The following is a 17,119-nucleotide window of genomic DNA, read 5'->3' as shown; positions in this document are numbered from 1 at the left end:
CGCGCCGTAACCCTCCCGGAAACCACGGAACCGAGCAATGCCGACCGATATCCATCCCTACCTCTCCGAAGCCCACACGCCGGAGTCGCGCGCCGAGTTCGGCGTCGACAACCCCAGCGCGCCCATCCTGCCCGGCGCCTGGCTCGGCATGCTCGGCGGCGGTCAGCTTGGCCGCATGTTCACGCATGCGGCGCAGGCCATGGGCTATCGCGTCTGCGTGCTCGACCCGGACCAGGACAGCCCTGCCGGTTCCGTGGCCGACAGGCATATCTGCGCGCCTTACACTGATGAGGCAGCGCTCTCCGAGATGGCCAGGCTGTGCCAGGCCGTCAGCACCGAATTCGAGAACGTGCCGTCGCTGTCGCTGGACCGGCTGGAACAGCTCGGCTCGTTTGTCGCGCCGCGCGGCTACTGCGTGTCGATCGCGCAGAACCGCATCGGCGAGAAGAAGTTCTTTGCCTCGTGCGCGGAGCGCACCGGCGTGCCGACCGCCCCGCACTGGGTCATCCAGCACGATGCGGACGTGGACCAGCTGCCCGACACGGTCCTGCCCGGCATCCTCAAGACCGCCCGCATGGGCTACGACGGCAAGGGCCAGGCCCGCGTGAAGACGCGCGACGACGTGCGCGCCGCATGGAAGGCCATGCAGCACGTGCCGTGCGTGCTCGAGCAGATGCTGCCGCTGGCCTACGAGGTCTCGGTGCTGGCCGCGCGGGCCGCCGATGGCAGCACCGCGACCTGGCCGTTGGCCGAGAACGTGCACCGCGACGGCATCCTGTTCTCGACGACGATGCCGTCCACCAGCGTGTCGGCCGACATCGCCGAGCGCGCCCGCGCCGCCGCCGCCACCATCGCCACCGAGATGGGCTATGTGGGCGTGCTGTGCATCGAATTCTTCGTGCTCACCGACGGCTCGCTGATCGCCAACGAAATGGCGCCGCGCCCGCACAACTCCGGCCACATCACCATGGATGCGTGCGAGACCAGCCAGTTCGAGCAGCAGGTGCGCGCCATGGCCCGCCTGCCGCTGGGCAGCACGCGCCAGCATTCGGCCGGCAAGATGCTGAACCTGCTTGGCGACGTGTGGTTCGAGTTCGGCCTGGAGCGCACGCCGGCATGGGATGAAGTCCTGGCCCAGCGCGGCGCCAAGCTGCACCTGTACGGCAAGAGCGATGCGCGCCCGTCGCGCAAGATGGGCCATGTGAACTGCATCGGCGAAAACGCCGAGGCCGCGGAGCAGGCATTCCAGGTGGCCGAGCAGGCGCTGCACATCCCGCTCTGAACTCTCCGCAACACTGCCACGCCAGCCTCGAGGAACACGATGTCGCGCATGCCCACGGCCGCCGAACTGGACGAAGCGGTCCGCCTGCTGGAGGCCGGCCAGCTGGTCGCCTTTCCCACTGAAACCGTTTACGGGCTCGGCGCCGACGCCGAGAACCCGCAAGCCGTGGCGCGCATCTTCGCGCTCAAGGGGCGGCCGTCGAACCACCCGGTCATCGTGCATGTGGTGGACGGCGCCGACATCGGCTACTGGGTCGACGAGGTGCCGGACGCGGCGAACCAGCTGATCGAAGCGTTCTGGCCCGGCCCGCTCACGCTGATCCTCAAGCGTGCCTCGCACATCCACCCGGCAGTCGCCGGCGGCCAGGACAGCATTGGCCTGCGCTGCCCCTCGCATCCCGTTGCGCAGGCGCTGCTGTCGCGCTTCAAGCGCGGCCGTGGCGGCATTGCCGCGCCCTCGGCCAACAAGTTCGGCCAGGTCAGCCCGACCACGGCTCAGCATGTGCGCGACGAGTTCGGCGATGCGGTCTATGTCCTCGAAGGCGATGGCGTGGAAGTGGGGATCGAATCGACGATCGTCGACCTGTCGCGGCTGGACCAGGGCATCGGCCCGGTGCTGCTGCGCCCGGGCGCGATCACGCCGGCGATGATGGCGAAGGTGCTCGGCGAAGCGCCCTTGCCTCCCGACGCCGCCGCGCCGCGCGCCTCGGGCACGCTCAAGGCCCACTACGCGCCGCATACCCCGCTGGTGCTGGCCGATGCGGCCGAACTGGCGGCACAACTGCCCTTGCTTGCCGCCGATGTGCGCTTGGCATGGGTGGGGCGCGCGCCGGTCGACGATGCGCGCTGCACCTGGGTACAGGCGCCTGCGGATGCCACCTCCTATGCGCGCGAGCTGTATCGCCTGCTGCGCACGCTCGACAAGCAGGGCTACACGCGGCTGGTGTTCGAGCCGCTGCCGGAAGGGCATGAATGGGCTGGTGTGCGGGACCGGCTGCAGCGTGCGGCCGCGGCGTTCGGGGGCTAGCGGGATAGGGGGATAGGGCCTGAAGCGCCCCGCCCCTGAGGAAATTCCAAGCGCGCCCGCATCTTTGCGGGCGCGTGCACTTCAACCTCCGATCAATCGATCGAAGCCCCCACCGTCTTCACCACCCCCGCCCACTTCTGCCGGTCCGCCTTCACCGTCGCACGGAACTGATCCACGCTTTCCACGCGCGGCGAATTGCCCGCGTCGATCAGCTTCTGGCGGATGGCCGGCGTTTCCAGCGCGACCTTCACCGCGTCGTTGATCTTGCGCGATATCTTCGGGTCCAGCCCCTTCGGCCCGAAGAAGCCGAACCAGATGGTGCTGTTGAAGCCGGCCAGCCCGCTTTCGGCAATGGTCGGCACTTCCGGCACCACCGGCACGCGCTTGCCCGTGGTCACGCCGAGCAGGCGTACCTTGCCCGCGCGATATTGCGGCAGCACGCTCTGGACCTGGTTGAAGATGCAGCAGACCTCGCCCTTGAGCACGGCCTGCAGCGCATCGGGGCCGCCCTTGTACGGGACGTGGACCATGTCGAGGCCGGCGCGCGCATTGAATTCGGCGAATGCCAGGTGGGTGCCGGTGCCATTGCCCGTGGACGCGTAGTTGTACTTGCCCGGGCTGGCCTTGACCTTCTCGATGAATTCCCTGACCGACTTCACGTCGATCACGGCCGGGTTGATGGTCAGCACGTTGGAAACTTCCACCAGCGGTGCGATCGGCGTGAAATCGGCGTCGGCATCGAACGGCAGGCTCTTGTACAGCGCCGGGTTGATGCCGTGCGTGGCGGCCGTACCCAGCAGCAGCGTGTAGCCATCGGGCCTGGCATGGGCCACGACTTCCGAGGCCACGTTGCCGCCGGCGCCCGGACGGTAGTCGTAGATGATGGTGGTCTTGAGCGACTTCTGCAGCGATTCCTGCAGCGTGCGGCCCACCATGTCCACGCCCGAGCCGGCGGTGAAACCCATCAGGATCGTCACCGGCTGGTTCGGCCATTCGCCTTGCGCCTGTGCGGGCGCGGCAATGGCGCAGGCTGCGGCCAGGCCGGCGGTCAGCTGGAGGGCGGAGCGGAACGAGAAGCGCAAGGGCAGGCGGGACATAGGGGGCACCGTCGAAGGAAAGGAATGACAAGGGCGCCGGAACCGGGGCGACGCCGTCACGAGCCAGGGTCTTGGCGCCCCGGACCGAAGGTCACACGATAGCAATGTTCGGGCCAAAACCAAACGACCGAGTTCACTTGAAGGTATGCCGTGCCGGCATATGGTCGTGCCGCAGCAACATTCAGCGCCGCAGCAGTCCGACCAGCTCATCCACGTCCGGCAGTGGCGCGCCGATGCCGGCAACGCCTTCCTCGCCGGCTTCCAGCACGCCGTCGGCCAGCGCGCCCTTGTCCTTGTGCAACTCGACAATGCGCTCTTCGATCGTCCCCGCCGTGATCAGCCGGTACACCGTGACGGGACGCACCTGGCCAATGCGGTGGGCGCGGCCCATGGCCTGGTCCTCGGCGGCGGGGTTCCACCACGGGTCGGCAATGATCACGTAGTCGGCAGCGGTCAGGTTCAGGCCGAAACCGCCGGCCTTCAGGCTGATCAGGAACACATCGCCCTCGCCCGCCTGGAAGGCCGCCACGCGCCGGGTACGCTCCGCGGCCGGCGTGGCGCCGTCCAGGTACTGGAGCGCCAGGCCCGCGCGCTCCAGACCCTGCCTGAGCAGGCGCAGGAAGTCCACGAACTGGCTGAACACCAGCACCTTGTGCCCGTTGGCCGCGAGTTCGCCGGCAAGCTCGACGAAGGTCCGCAGCTTGGCGCCCTCCTGTCCGATCTCGGGCGTGACCAGCCGCGCATCGCAGGCCGCGCGGCGCAGCCGCATCAGTTGCGCCAGCACGTGGATGCGCGCCTGCGCCTGGAACTGTGCCTGCGCGATGGCCCTGGCGCGCGCCCCTTCCGGTGCGCCGCGCGTGGCCTTGCGCGCGGCTTCGGCACGTGCCAGCGCGGCTTCGGCTTCGGACTGCGCCTGGCGGCGCAGCGCTTCGTAATGTGCGGCCTCCACCGGCTCCGGCTCCACGCGGATGACCAGCTCGGTGCGCGCCGGCAGATCGTCGAGCACCTGCGCCTTGGTCCGGCGCAGCACGAATGGCGCGATCATGCGCCGCAGCCGCTGCCGGACTTCACGTGCGCCGCTGCGCTCGATCGGGTTGGCGAAATGCTCGTTGAAGCGGGCCAGCGATCCGAGCAGGCCAGGGTTGCAGAAGCGCATCACCGACCAGAGTTCGGCCAGCCGGTTTTCCACGGGCGTGCCGGACAGCGCCATGCGAAAACCCGAGGGCAGGTCGAACAGCGCCCGCGCGCGGCGGGATGCGGCATTCTTGATGGCCTGCGCCTCGTCGGCCACGACGGTGTGCCATTCGCGCGCGCAGAAGGCCTGATGCGCCTGCTGCAGCAGCGTGTAGGAGACGATGACCAGATCGCCCGCCCCCGCCTGCGCGAGCATGGTCTCCCGCTCGCCTTCGGCATAGACGTGCACGTTCAGCGTCGGCGCGAAACGCCGCGCCTCGGCGGCCCAGTTGCCGCAGACCGAGGTCGGTGCGACCACCAGGCCCGCACCGCCGCCCGCGCGGGCCAGCAGCACCGCCAGTGCCTGCAGCGTCTTGCCCAGGCCCATGTCGTCGGCCAGGCAGGCACCGAGCCCGGCCGCGGCCAGCGTCATGGCCCAGCGGAAGCCGTCATGCTGGTAGGGGCGCAGTTCCGCAACGAGGTTGGCCGGCACGGCGATGTCGGTCTCGCGCGCGGCGCGCAGCCGGGCGAGCCGCAGGCGGAAATGCGCATCGGGATCGATGCCCGCGCCGGCCAGCACATCGTCGAGCCACGGCGCGGCCATCAGCGGCACGCGGATGCCGTCGGGCACACGGTCGGCCACGCTGGCCAGGTCGCGCAAGCGGCCGCGCAGCGTGCGCGTGAGCGCGACGTACACGCCCTGCCCCATCGGCACGAAGCGGCCGGCGTGGCTGCCGGTCCAGTCGATCAGCTTGGCGAGTTCGAGCACCAGGCCCTCGGCCACGCGCAGTTCGCCCACCAGCCGGTACCAGGCATTGCGGGTTTCGACGGTGACGCTGAGCTGCGGCAGGTCGGCGGCCACCACGCGCATCTCCTTGCCGCGCGGCCACTCCAGCGCCTGCACGCCGGGCAGGCGCGGCAGCGCTTCCACGACGGCCAGCGCGTCTTCGGGATCGTCGAGCACCCAGTTGTGCTCGCCGCCGGGCGGAGCCAGCGGCACCAGGAAGGGCAGTTCGGCGAATACCTCGGCCACGTGTGCCAGTTCCGCTTCCAGGTCGCGCTGCGCGGCCAGCGTTTCGCCACGCACGTTGGCCATCAGCCGCTCGCGTCCCGCGCCCGGCGCCAGGCGCGGCCCGAGCGGGCCCAGCGGCGTGACCACCAGCCGCAAGGCGATGCCCCGGCCATGCGGCGCCACTTCGGCGCGCAGGCGCGATTCGGGCTCCAGTTCGCGCACGGCGCCGGTGGGGTCCGCCTCGACCTGGAAATGCCCGGCCAGCGCGCGCAGCGTGCGGTCCAGCTGCGCGCGGCCGGCTTCGGGGATAGCCAGGCCGTCGGCAATCAGCCGGGCCGCCCCTTGTTGCGCCGGCGTGAGACGGATCACGCGCAGCCGCTGCGGACCATCGCGCAGCACCGTGACCTGTCGCAGGGCCTCGGCATCCTGGCGTGCCGCTGCCGGCAGGAAGGCGTCCATAGCGGGCGCTTCGCGCAGCGGAGGATAGATCCGCAGCACATAGCGGCCGTCGGTGTGCACGGCCTCCAGCGCGGGCGCCCCTTCGATCACCTCGAGCACCTGTTCCGGGGACCGGGCCAGCACGACCGCCGGATGACCGACCAGCGCCACGATGGCTGCCGCCCGGTCCAGCACGTAGCGCCGGTTGTGCGACTGGTCGCGCCGGATGGCTTGCGCGACGCGCGCATCCCATGGCGGCAGCTGTCCGTCTTCGGCCACGCGCGCCAGCGGTGCCGGCCGTGGCTTGCCCCAGCCGCGCGCGCCGCGCGTCTGCTCCAGCGGCTCGATCGCGGCGACGGCGCCGTCGGTATCCAGCGTCAACGCCCACAGCAGGCGCCGATCGGGGGCGTTGACGGCGGCCGTGGCGCCTCCCGCCAGCCCCTGCAGCGCTTCCAGCGCCTGCTGCCAGGCCGGCAAGCCGCTGTCGGGGCCCGCTTCGGGGCCGGGAGGGATGACGGATGGCACGGGAACGGGTGCGGGGAGAGGAATTTTGGGGGAGAACGACGCGAAAGCGGGCATTTTAGACTGCCTTTCACGGTCTGCCGCGTTGGCACCCATGCCCCCGCAGCTTACAATGCTGCATTGCCGAAGCCGGACTATCCGGCGGAATCGGCAAACCAGACAAGAAACGGCTGACGTCCCTCTGGCCTTGCCGGCATGGCGACAGCCCGACCCAATCCGAAGCACGACACCCCGCAACACCATGACGCAAACCGCCAACATCGTTGAAATCGGCGCTGAAGACATTCCGCTGCACTGCCCCACCGCCAACACGCCGGCCTGGAACTACCATCCGCGCGTCTTCCTGGATGTGGTGGATACCGGCGAAGCCAAGTGCCCGTACTGCGGCACGGTGTATAAGCTCAAGCCGGGCACCGTGCTGAAGGGCCACCACTGAGCGGCCCGCGCCGCTCCCGCAGCACCCCGACGCTCCGGGCCGCCTGTCGGCGCCTCGGAGCGTCGACGTTTCCGCCCGTCGCGCTGAAGCGCGGGCAAGCATCGCCCCACTCATGAAAAAAGCCCTCGTCATCGCCCCCGACCGGATCAGCGACGCCCTGATGGCCCAACCGTTGCTGGCGCTGCTCAAGGCACGCCATCCGCGGCTGGTCATCGACGCCCTTGCGCCCAAATGGGTGGGCCCGGTACTGGCGCGCATGCCGGAAATGGGCAGGGTCTTTCCGAGCGACCTGACGCACGGCAAGCTGCAGCTCTCGGCGCGGTTCATGTTTGCCCAGCAGCTCAAGAACGAAGGCTACGACATGGCCTACGTGCTGCCGGACACGCTCAAGTCGGCGCTGATCCCGTGGCTCGCCGGCATTCCGCTGCGTGTCGGCTACCGTGGCGAGTCGCGTTTCGGCATGCTGAACGTGAGCCATGCCAACCCGCCGCGCAACGGCCGTCCGGTCATGGCCGAGCACTACGCGCGCCTGGCGCTGCGGCCCGGCGCCAAGCCGCCGGCGGAACTGTCCGAGCCGCGCCTGCGCACCGACCCGACCCGCATTGCCGCCACCGCCGAGCGCTTCGGCATCCCGCCGCAGACGCGCCTGATTGCCTTCTGCCCGGGTGCCGGCTTCGGCCCCGCGCGGCGCTGGCCGGCGGCGCATTTCGCCAAGCTGGCGCAGATGCTGCGGCGCTCGTACCCGTATGCACAGATGATCACGCTGGGCGCGGCTGCCGACGCGGACGCGGCCGCCGAGATCGCGCGCGAAGCACCGTTCGTGCGCAACCTGTGCGGACAGACCTCGCTGGACGACGCCATCGACCTGCTCGCGCTGTCCGAGGCCGCGGTCTGCAACGATACCGGCCTCATGCACGTCGCCGCCGCGCTGAACCGGCCGCAGGTGGCCGTGTTCGGCTCCAGCGATCCGCGCCAGACGCCGCCCCTGTCACAGGCTGCGAGTATCATGTGGCTGCAACTCGAATGCAGTCCGTGCCTCAAACACGAGTGTCCCCTGGGACACCTGCGCTGCCTGAAAGACATCGAACCCGAAATGGTGTTCGTCGAGCTGCGCAAGCTGCTGCACCGGCCCTGACTCCTGACATCGCGACCATGCCCCGTTTTGCCCGTCTGTTCGATTCCGCGGAAGACATTGTCCAGGCCTTCCGCGAGGCCATGAAACTGCGCGATGCCGACGGCGCGCTGCGCCTGTGGCTCGACGAAGACTCGGTCACCTGCGTCATGCCTGACGGGCAGCGCCTGATCGGCCATGAACACCTGCGCCAGGCGTTCGCGCAATTGCTCGAAGAACAGCCGGTGCTGATCGACGCCATCGAGACCAGCAGCCATGCGTCGCTGGGCGTGTCGATCTTCGACGTGACCGAGGCCCTGCGCTTCGGCGCGGACCGGGTCGAGGCCGACCTGTACGTGCATACCACCTACGTGCTGATGCAGAACCACGAAGGCTGGCGCCTTGCGCATATCCACTGCAGCCCGGCCAACGCCGTGCAGGTTGCCTCCGTGGCCGCGGCGCCGGGGCAGGCGCTGCACTGAACGCAGCCACCGGCCGCGCGCCTGCGCGCGCGGCGCATCGCATGATCCAGCCGGCATGACGCAGCTTCCGCACCATCGCCTGCCGCCCACCACCCAGGCCGGTCCATCCGCACACGCTTATGGCGATGGCGTCGCCATGCCGTGGTGGCTGCGTGGCGGGCACGCCCAGACCATCATTCCCGCGCGTTTTACGCAACGGCCGCCGCGCGTGCACTTTCGCCGCGAGCGCTGGGAAACGCCTGACCAGGATTTCATCGAACTCGACTGGACCACGCACGCGGCACGCGCCAATGCGCCGCTGCTGGTGATGTTCCACGGGCTGGAAGGCGACTCCGGCAGCCACTACGCGCAGGCGCTGATGCACGCGCTGCAGCCGCGCGGCTGGCAAGGCGTGATTCCGCACTTCCGTGGCTGCTCGGGCGAACTCAATCGCGCGCCGCGCTTCTACCATTCCGGCGATTCCGCCGAGATCCGCTGGGTACTCGAACGCCTGCGCCGCGAGCATTGCGCCGACGGCAGGCCAATGCTGGTGGTAGGCATCTCGCTGGGCGGCAACGCCTTGCTGCGCTACCTTGGCGAACAGGGCAGCGCGGCCGGGTACCTGACCGCTGCCGCGGCCATCTCGGCGCCACTGGACCTGGCCGCCGGCGGCGCGGCGCTGTCTGCTGGCTTCAACATGCTTTACACGCGCATGTTCCTGCAGACGCTCAAGCGCAAGTCGCTGGCCAAGCTGGAGCAGTATCCCGGCCTGTTCGATCGCGACGCCATGCTGGCGAGCCGCGACCTGTACGCGTTCGACAATATCGTGACCGCGCCGCTGCATGGCTTTCGCGATACCGACGACTACTGGAAACGCGCCTCGAGCAAACCCGTGCTGGGCGAGATTGCCGTGCCCACGCTGGTACTCAATGCGCGCAATGACCCTTTCCTGCCCGGCCGCTACCTGCCGGGCCCCGCCGACGTCAGCCCGCAGGTGTGGCTGGAGCAGCCCGAGCATGGCGGACACGTCGGCTTCATGACGCCGCGCGCGGGCCTGCTGGGACAGCTGCCGCTGCTGCCGTTCAGCGGGCATATCGAATGGCTGCCTGCACGGATCCTGCGCTTCTTCGACAGCATGTCCTGAAGCCGGCACCTCACGCGACGACGAGCAACGACGGGCAACGACGAGCACCGAGGAGACACGACCATGGATGAATCAGTCCGGCAAGCACTGGCGCGCTGGCCCGATGTGCCCCACTGCTATGGATGGCTGGCGCTGGACCGCCGCGGCCAATGGCGCCTGCGCAACGAGTTCGCGCAGCAACACGGCCTGTCGGGCGACCCGCTCCGGCATGAAACGCTGGTCGCGTTCATCGAGCGCAACTACCTGCATGACGAGCGCGGGGCGTGGTATTTCCAGAACGGCCCGCAGCGCGTCTTTGTGTCGCTGGCTTATGCGCCGTGGATCGTGCGCCTGCATGAAGGCAGCCTGCGCACCACCACGCGGCGCGCGTTTGACGTGCAGGCCTGCTTTGCCGACGAACAGGGCAATGTCGTGCTGGCTGGCAAAGTTGAAGGCGAAGCCGGCGATTCGCAGGCAGCGCTGCTGCACGACCACGACCTGGACCTCTTCAGCGGCGCATGCAAGTGGCATGGCGACGCCTGCGGCGCGGACCTCGGCGTGTTCCACCATGACGGCCGCGACATCCCGATCGAACCGATTGGCGCCGACGAGGTGCCGAAGCGCTTCGGCTTCATGCGCGACCCGCGGGCGCCGGCCGCCTGAGCAGGCCGATCCGCCTCAGTTGGGCATGCCCTTGTTGTCCTGCCGCTCCTCCCGGTATTGCCGCTGGAGCTGGTGCAGCCGCGCGTCGACCTCGGACAACGTGTAGAAATCGCCGTCGCCGGCCTTGCGCGCGATCTGCAACTGCTCGATCGCGGCCTGGAAGGCGCCCTCCATCGCATACTTTTCCGCCAGCGCCTGGTGCTGCTGCACGCGCTTGCCTTGCCCGGCATAGGCGCGCGCCAGCATGTCCCACCATTCGCTGCGCCCGGTCTCCTGCCGCGTGCGCTCGCGCAGGAACGTGACCGCCGCATCGTACTGGCCGGTACCCAGCAGCGTGTCCCCATAGGCCAGCGCCACCGCGTGCGACAGCGGGAAGGTCTTCATCGACGCCGCGGCCTGGCTCATCGCCTCGGGCACGCGGCCCTGCGCGCGTGCGAGTTCAATCGCCATCACGTCGAGCATCGGGCTTCCCGAACTGGCGCCGGGAATGTTGCCGTACAGGCGGCGCGATTCGGCCAGTTCCTGCTCGGCGGCCGGGTAACGGCCAAGGCGCTGTTCGATGAAGGCCAGGCCGTAGTGCAGCGCCGGCAAGCGCACCGCGGAGGCGCCGGCCAGCTGGGCGCGCACGGAAGCGCGCAGGTTCTGCAGGTCACTGGGCGAGCTTTCCTGGATGACGCGGGCGCGCACGCGCGCAAACTCGTATTCGGGCGTGTTCGGAACCTTGCGTGCCATCACGTGGCTCACGCGATCCTGCATGTCGGCAATCCGCTCGGACGTGAGCGGGTGGGTCCTTACGTAGGATGGCACCGAGTTCTCCGCCGTGCCCGACGAACGCTGCAGCCGCTGGAAGAAGTCGGGCATGCCCTGCGGATCGAACCCGGCCGCCGTCATGATCTGGAAGCCGACGCGATCGGCTTCGCGCTCGGCGCCGCGCGAGAACGACAGCTGGTTGGCAATGGCAGCGCCCTGCCCGCCCATGGCGAGCGCGGCGGCGGCATCGGGGCTGCGCGTGGCCGCCAGCCCGGCCAGCACCATCGAGGCCAGTGCGATCCACATCGACTGGTCCTGCTGGGTAATGCCGCGCGCGATGTGGCGCTGCATGACGTGGCCGATTTCGTGGCCGAGCACCGAAGCGAGTTCCGACTCGGTCTCGGACTGCACCAGCAGACCCGTATGCACGCCGATATAGCCGCCCGGCAAGGCGAAGGCGTTGATGCTGCGGTCACGCACGCCGAACAGCTCGAAGCCGGTGGCGAAGGTCCCGGCGCCGTTCGAGCCCGAGATGTTCTGGCGCCGCGCCGCCTGCACCAGCCGGTAGCCCAGCGCGTTGAGGTAGTCGGACAGCAGCGGATCCGGCACGTACTGCGGATCGCGCCGGATTTCGCGGATGATGCGGTCGCCCAGGCGTTTTTCCATGTCGGGCGACAGCGCCGCCGTGGAGGGATCGCCCATGTCCGGCAACTGGACGCCGCCGACATCGACCACAGCATTGTTGGTGCGCAGCCCGAACTCGGACTTCTGTCCCGCCCTGACGCTACGGCTGAGGTTGTCGTAGACCTGGTCGCTGGTTTCCGCGGGCGCGACCGCCACGGGCCTGGCCGCGGCGCCGGCGCCCCCCGCCGGCGCGCTACCCTGCGGCCACGCGGGCGTCACCATGGTCAGCGCAATCAGCGCCACCAGCGAACGGCGCCATGGCCTCGCATGCCGCGCAGGGACATGTGATGCCGGGCCGGCAGGCGCAGCGCCTGGCCGTCCGCAAAGGCCGGCGGTGCCTGGCCTGCGAAGCAATGGGGTCTTGGGCATGTTGCTATGATAGCGGCCTCCGCAACCCGTTCCCATTGGCGGTTGCCGCACGTTGCCGTACAGGACCCAGCCATGACGCAGCTTACCCATTTCGATACCGCCGGACAGGCCCACATGGTCGATGTCGGCGACAAGGCCAGCACCCACCGCGTGGCGGTGGCGACCGGCACCATCACCATGCTGCCCGATACCTTTGCGCTGGTGCGCGACGGCACCGCGAAGAAGGGCGACGTGCTCGGCATCGCGCGGATCGCCGCGATCATGGCGACCAAGCGTACCGCCGACCTGATTCCGCTGTGCCACCCGATCGGCCTGACCAAGGTTGCGGTGGACTTCGCGCTGGACGACGCTGGCGCCAGCGTTACCTGCACGGTACGCACCGAAACGCGAGGCCAGACCGGCGTGGAGATGGAGGCGCTGACCGGCGTACAGGTCGCGCTGCTGACCATCTACGACATGTGCAAGGCGGTGGACCGGGGGATGGTGATGGGCAATGTGCGCCTGCTGGAGAAGCATGGCGGCAAGTCGGGGGACTGGGTGGTGCAACCGTAAGGCATTGCCCTGCAAATGGCTTGATCGATACCAGAGAACCCGAAGGGCGGTCCATCCATCGCGGCCCACGGCGCAGACGTCCGATCGCTATCGCACTCCGGGCAATCTATCTGGAAAACATGCCCGAGCACCACTGGGACTCGCACGGGGTACCGTCACCATCACCGTCCATCTGCGGGTTCGGGCAGTTTTTCAGGAAGTACCTGGCCTCCTGGCAGGAGGTCATCTGAGAACAATGCGTCCGTCCATCGCACTGGAATGAGCTGGGCGCCGCGGCGGCTGGGGCCGTGCTCGCGCCAGCGGCCAACGTTTCATTTGCGCCGGCCCCCGGGGCGAAGTGCTTGTATCCGATAGCGCAGAGGACTGCTACGGCAATAAGACTTGCCAGACGGGAACCGAATGATGCTCGTCGGCGCACCGGTGCTTGCTTGCGACTCCGGTATGGCACAGCCGGACGACCGCCCGGCCGTTGAACCTGGATGGCCTTCTTCTTGCCATCCTGGTTGAGCGTAACGAGGAATGTCAGCGACTCACCCACCTTCGGCAGACCACCCTGCCTGGGGTAGTCCGTGATATGGACGAAGATGTCCTGGCCACCATTCGACGAGGTGATAAATCCGAAGCCTTTGTCCTTGTTCCAGGTTTTCAGGGTGCCACTGATGCGTGTATCCATGGACGGCGACCGTTCAGTAATAGCGACGTGATTATCACATAACGGTATAGCGTCAGAACCCAACGCCGACAGGAGTGCCGAAGCGCCCCCAAGGAGACAGCGTTACTGCATTCAGTGGGTCTGCGGCCAGTCCTGGACAAACCATATTTCGACAAGGCATTAGCAGGATTCGCACTTATGACGAATCTGTCAGAACATGGCTCTACTGCAGTGCAAAAACAGGCCTATATTGGTACGAATTCCTATAGCCGGGAGGCAAACTGCTGCAACCTGTTAGATCTGCTACCACCTGAAGGAGGTGGAAAATGAGCAAGAAGATGCTGATGCTGGCAGCGGTCGCTGCCACATTGGGTGCCGGAATGGCCTGGGCGGGCAATGGAGCCCGCGATGTCTACACAGATGGCTCGCTTGGCATACGGACGGTTGATCCGTACACCGATGGAGGCCGCGTTGTGGGCAAGTACGACGTGTACACGGATGGCACGAGAGTCACGGACCGGAGGGACATGTTCACCGATGGCTCCAGAATCGGTGACAGGCGCGACTCGTTCACCGATGGCGGCTGATTGTTCACGGAACCGGATCCGGTGAGATCGGCGCCGGTGCAAGGCCAAGGGGTAACGACCTTGGCCTTTTGCTTTTGCTCCTTCAGCAGCACCAGCCGCAGCGACGGCGAACTTGCGCTGGCCTGGCAGTTCAAGCGCCATGATGCATGCGTCATGTCACCATTTCCAATCATCCAGGCATCGCTTCCGTAATAAAGGTAACGCTGCATTTCCTCGACTCCGCAAGTCGCCCCGGCCGGGATAAATTGGTATTGAATGATATTCAGACCGGCGTGCCCACATATCCGCCGGGCAGCGAATTGCGGAGGCCGTGCAACCGTCCCCCGCCAACAACCGGGTGAAAACCATGAACGGGCGCAGGCTTTGCCAGTTGGCCCTGGCATTGATAGCCGTCTCGGCGAGCGGCGTGGCGCTCGCGGGGCGTGGCTACTACCACGGCGGGTACTACCATGGCCATGGCGGCTATTACCACGCACACGGCAGCGTTGGCGTTTTCATCGGCCCCGGCTTCTACTATGGCGGTTATCCCTGGGGCTACCCCTATGGCTACCCGTCTCCGTATTACTACCCGCCAGCCGCGGTAGGCGTACCGGCATCGCCACCTCAATACGTCGAACAAGGCCCCGATGGCCCGGTTCCGGCGCCCGGCCCGGACAACGCGGCACCGCCCGCGCAGGCCTTGTGGTACCACTGCAGCAAGCCCGAGGGCTACTACCCGTACGTACATGAGTGCCCGGGCGGCTGGCAGCAGGTACCCGCGCACCCGCCGTCGGGTTCGATGACGCCACAACAGGCACCACAACCGGTGCCACAGGCGCCGGCTGCAAGGATGAGTCTATGAAAATCCTTTCGCGCACGACCCTGGCGCTGGCCACCCTTGCACTGGGCGCCTGCGCCGTGGTGCCATCCGGCCCCTCCGTGATGGTCATGCCCGGCACCGGGAAGTCCTTCGACCAGTTCCGCGCCGATGACGGCAACTGCCGCCAGTACGCGTTCGGCCAGGTAGGCGGGGTGAGTTCGGCCCAGGCTGCCAATACCAGCGCGGTGGGCAGCACCATCGTGGGTACCGCGCTGGGCGCCGCCGCGGGCGCGGCATTTGGCGGCGGCGAAGGTGCAGCCGTGGGGGCCGGCGTCGGCCTGCTGACCGGCGCGGCGGTCGGCACAAACAGTGCCGCCTACTCCGGCTATGGCACGCAACGCCAGTACGACACTGCCTATGTGCAGTGCATGTACGCCAGCGGCCACCGGGTGCCGGTGTATGGCCACATGGCGACGGCGCCGAGGCCGGCGGCGCAGTCCTACTACTATCCGCCGCCGCCTCCGCCTCCGGGCTACGGGGCGCCGTACTGATTGGTCCGGGTCGTCAGCGTCCTAGTCCGGCATGCGCCGCGCCTGTTCGCGGATCCATCCACAGAACTCGCGCGGCCGCGCCGCATTGGGTACTTCGCGACAAGCCTGGTCCAGCGTGGCGTATTGCGTCGCCTCATCGCCCTGGTAGTAGTAGCGCAGGCGCTCCAGCCATGCACGGCCCTGCGCGCCATCGCCCGTCAGCGCCATCAGCCAAGCCGTGCGGGCAATCATCGTCGGGGTCGGCAGCAGATGCACTGCGGCGATATGCGAAGGCAACAACTCCGCGGCATTGGCGGGCGTGATGACGGCGCGCTCAGCGACATCGGCTGATGCGTACTGACGGAACCAGTATGCCGGCATCGGCAGCGTGGCGCGGCGTTCGCGGGTGGCGTATTCACGCGCCTCGGCACGCCGGTAGTCCTGCCACATCGAAGCGAGCACGATCACACTGACTGCGGCGAAACCCGCCAGCAATCCAAGCGACAGCCAGCGCGGAATATTCCAACGTCCGAAGCCGCCCGGCTCGAGCCAGCCGAGCATGAAGCAGAACGGCAGGAAGAAGTAGAGGTAGTGCAGCGGGTACTCGAGCATCGAATGCGCGCACAGCATGGCCAGCCATGCCAGGACGACGACGATCTGCGCCCTTTCGTCGCCATCCGCCTGCAAGAGGCGGACACGCACCACGCGCCACAACCATCCCGCAAGCACTAGCGCCACGCCCGCGGTCCCGACGATCCCCGTCTTGGCCAGGAGGTCGAGCACAGCGTTGTGCGCATGAAGGGACATCTCGACCTTCACGCCGACCTGCGGCAGCTGCTGGAACTGGGCCCAGCCGAACTCGCCCCAGCCTACGCCTAGCCAGGGGTGGGAGCGGAACATGGCCCATGCGTGGGTCCACAGGGCGCTGCGCGCGGACATCTGATCCGCGGCCTCAAGTTGGGCAAGGGTGTCGAACAGGCGCCAGTCGAAGGCGTGGCCGGCTGCCTTGATGGCCGGCTGCAACACCAGTAGCACGGCAACCATGATAACCGCCGCGACCAGCAAGCCGATGGGCCGACGCATCGGGTCGGTATCGCGCGGTGTACCGCGTGCAAGCCACGCGGCGATGACGGCGTACAGCGCGGCGAGACCAACGTGCAGAACGCCGGTGCGTGAACCAGATAGTACGATCCCGCTTTCCAGCAGCACCACGGCGACCAGCCACATCGGAAAACGCAGCTTGCCGCGCGAGGCCAGCCAAGTCGCCGCGACCAGCGTCATGCCCTCTACCGTGGCCTGGTGGTTGGGCTGGTTGAGGTTGCCCCAGAGGCGGCGGTTGTCGTCGTAGAAATAGGACGAGACTAGGCCGAAGCTGCGGGACTCCAGATGGAAGAGTTGGACCCACTGGGACAGAGTGCCGAGGAGGCCGGCGAGGAGGAACGCAGTGGCGAGGGCGTCGACGACGTTGCGACGATTGTCCGTCGAAGCGGATGTGCCGTAGCGATACGCTGCCAGCATGACGACCGCGCTAAACACGAGCGAGAGCTGCGTCGCGTAACGGCTACCGGTTAGGTCAACGAGGCCGGAGGCTGACTGGATTGCTGCAATGGCGACCAGCCAGAGGAGAAGGCATGCGACCCGAGGAACGTTGGTGTCCTTGCCCGACGCAGACCGGGATGCCGATGCAGTCAGCACGCCGGCAAGTGCCAGGAAGACTACTGCTGCCGCCCATTCGCCGTAGAACGTGGCCAGCGGCAGGGTATGCCGGGAAACCAGTAGCGGGAAAGCAATCGTGAGGACAAGAAAGATCGCCGGAATGGCGGTCCTAAGCTGCGGCATGCGTTGCCTTGTT

Annotated in this window: 16 protein-coding genes; 11 read left to right on the top strand and 5 right to left on the bottom strand. The window is 67.8% G+C overall.

Annotated elements, in window-relative coordinates; all coding sequences use genetic code 11:
- The first annotated feature begins 37 nt into the window (after positions 1-37).
- Together KHO22_RS19980 and KHO22_RS19975 are read left to right on the top strand one after the other, a co-directional pair.
- The gene (locus KHO22_RS19980) at positions 38-1,282 is read left to right on the top strand and encodes a 5-(carboxyamino)imidazole ribonucleotide synthase (RefSeq protein WP_211948904.1); all 1,245 of its coding nucleotides are present in this window, start codon (positions 38-40) and stop codon (positions 1,280-1,282) included.
- A 39-nt stretch (positions 1,283-1,321) separates the two neighbouring features.
- Complete coding sequence (locus tag KHO22_RS19975) at positions 1,322-2,308, top strand: L-threonylcarbamoyladenylate synthase (protein WP_211948903.1); 987 nt, start codon at positions 1,322-1,324, stop codon at positions 2,306-2,308.
- 92 nt (positions 2,309-2,400) lie between these two features.
- Here KHO22_RS19975 and KHO22_RS19970 read toward each other — a convergent pair whose 3' ends face one another.
- Positions 2,401-3,405 carry a Bug family tripartite tricarboxylate transporter substrate binding protein gene (locus KHO22_RS19970; RefSeq protein WP_211948902.1) on the bottom strand — a complete coding sequence of 335 codons (1,005 nt, stop codon included), beginning with the start codon at positions 3,403-3,405 and terminating at the stop codon, positions 2,401-2,403.
- Positions 3,406-3,586: 181 nt separating this feature from the next.
- Positions 3,587-6,607 carry a DEAD/DEAH box helicase gene (locus KHO22_RS19965; RefSeq protein ID WP_420839624.1) on the bottom strand — a complete coding sequence of 1,007 codons (3,021 nt, stop codon included), beginning with the start codon at positions 6,605-6,607 and terminating at the stop codon, positions 3,587-3,589.
- Between the two features lie 184 nt (positions 6,608-6,791).
- Here KHO22_RS19965 and KHO22_RS19960 point away from each other — a divergent pair, with 184 nt between their 5' ends.
- The 5 genes from KHO22_RS19960 (at position 6,792) to KHO22_RS19940 (ending at position 10,344) form a co-directional block, all read left to right on the top strand.
- A complete protein-coding gene (locus tag KHO22_RS19960; protein WP_211948900.1) occupies positions 6,792-6,986 on the top strand; it encodes a zinc-finger domain-containing protein in 195 nt (64 codons plus the stop codon).
- 112 nt (positions 6,987-7,098) lie between these two features.
- Positions 7,099-8,121: a lipopolysaccharide heptosyltransferase II gene (waaF, locus tag KHO22_RS19955; RefSeq protein ID WP_211948899.1), complete on the top strand. Its 1,023-nt coding sequence runs from the start codon at positions 7,099-7,101 to the stop codon at positions 8,119-8,121.
- Between the two features lie 17 nt (positions 8,122-8,138).
- Positions 8,139-8,579, top strand: a complete 441-nt coding sequence (locus tag KHO22_RS19950) for a YybH family protein (RefSeq protein WP_211948898.1) — start codon at positions 8,139-8,141, stop codon at positions 8,577-8,579.
- Positions 8,580-8,634: 55 nt separating this feature from the next.
- Positions 8,635-9,702: a YheT family hydrolase gene (locus KHO22_RS19945; protein WP_211948897.1), complete on the top strand. Its 1,068-nt coding sequence runs from the start codon at positions 8,635-8,637 to the stop codon at positions 9,700-9,702.
- Between the two features lie 63 nt (positions 9,703-9,765).
- Positions 9,766-10,344, top strand: coding sequence for a DUF2946 family protein (locus tag KHO22_RS19940; RefSeq protein ID WP_211948896.1), 579 nt, complete (start codon positions 9,766-9,768; stop codon positions 10,342-10,344).
- Between the two features lie 15 nt (positions 10,345-10,359).
- On the opposite strand, the gene KHO22_RS19935 is transcribed toward KHO22_RS19940, so the two are convergent.
- Entirely contained in the window at positions 10,360-12,147 is a 1,788-nt protein-coding gene (locus KHO22_RS19935) for a beta-barrel assembly-enhancing protease (RefSeq protein WP_420839623.1), read from the bottom strand.
- A 72-nt stretch (positions 12,148-12,219) separates the two neighbouring features.
- On the opposite strand from KHO22_RS19935, the gene moaC reads away from it, so the two are divergent.
- The gene (moaC, locus tag KHO22_RS19930; protein ID WP_211948895.1) at positions 12,220-12,699 is read left to right on the top strand and encodes a cyclic pyranopterin monophosphate synthase MoaC; all 480 of its coding nucleotides are present in this window, start codon (positions 12,220-12,222) and stop codon (positions 12,697-12,699) included.
- A 106-nt stretch (positions 12,700-12,805) separates the two neighbouring features.
- Here moaC and KHO22_RS19925 read toward each other — a convergent pair whose 3' ends face one another.
- Positions 12,806-13,372 carry a cold shock domain-containing protein gene (locus KHO22_RS19925; RefSeq protein ID WP_211948894.1) on the bottom strand — a complete coding sequence of 189 codons (567 nt, stop codon included), beginning with the start codon at positions 13,370-13,372 and terminating at the stop codon, positions 12,806-12,808.
- A gap of 305 nt (positions 13,373-13,677) precedes the next feature.
- Between KHO22_RS19925 and KHO22_RS19920 the strand changes: the two genes are divergently transcribed.
- The 3 genes from KHO22_RS19920 to KHO22_RS19910 all read left to right on the top strand — a co-directional run bounded on the left by KHO22_RS19920 (position 13,678) and on the right by KHO22_RS19910 (position 15,288).
- Positions 13,678-13,938, top strand: coding sequence for a hypothetical protein (locus KHO22_RS19920; protein WP_211948893.1), 261 nt, complete (start codon positions 13,678-13,680; stop codon positions 13,936-13,938).
- Positions 13,939-14,284: 346 nt separating this feature from the next.
- Complete coding sequence (locus KHO22_RS19915) at positions 14,285-14,779, top strand: hypothetical protein (RefSeq protein WP_230426941.1); 495 nt, start codon at positions 14,285-14,287, stop codon at positions 14,777-14,779.
- The gene (locus KHO22_RS19910; RefSeq protein WP_211948892.1) at positions 14,776-15,288 is read left to right on the top strand and encodes a YMGG-like glycine zipper-containing protein; all 513 of its coding nucleotides are present in this window, start codon (positions 14,776-14,778) and stop codon (positions 15,286-15,288) included. The genes KHO22_RS19915 and KHO22_RS19910 overlap by 4 nt, the downstream gene beginning before the upstream one ends.
- Before the next feature lie 21 nt (positions 15,289-15,309).
- Here the strand turns inward: KHO22_RS19910 and KHO22_RS19905 are convergent, their stop codons facing one another.
- Positions 15,310-17,106, bottom strand: coding sequence for a PglL family O-oligosaccharyltransferase (locus KHO22_RS19905; protein WP_211948891.1), 1,797 nt, complete (start codon positions 17,104-17,106; stop codon positions 15,310-15,312).
- Between the last annotated feature and the right edge of the window lie 13 nt (positions 17,107-17,119).

It is taken from the genome of Cupriavidus yeoncheonensis (assembly GCF_905397275.1).
In the GTDB taxonomy this organism is placed as follows: domain Bacteria; phylum Pseudomonadota; class Gammaproteobacteria; order Burkholderiales; family Burkholderiaceae; genus Cupriavidus; species Cupriavidus yeoncheonensis.
Note: the sequence above shows the minus strand (reverse complement) of the source record. Positions and strands in the feature narration are given on the sequence as shown.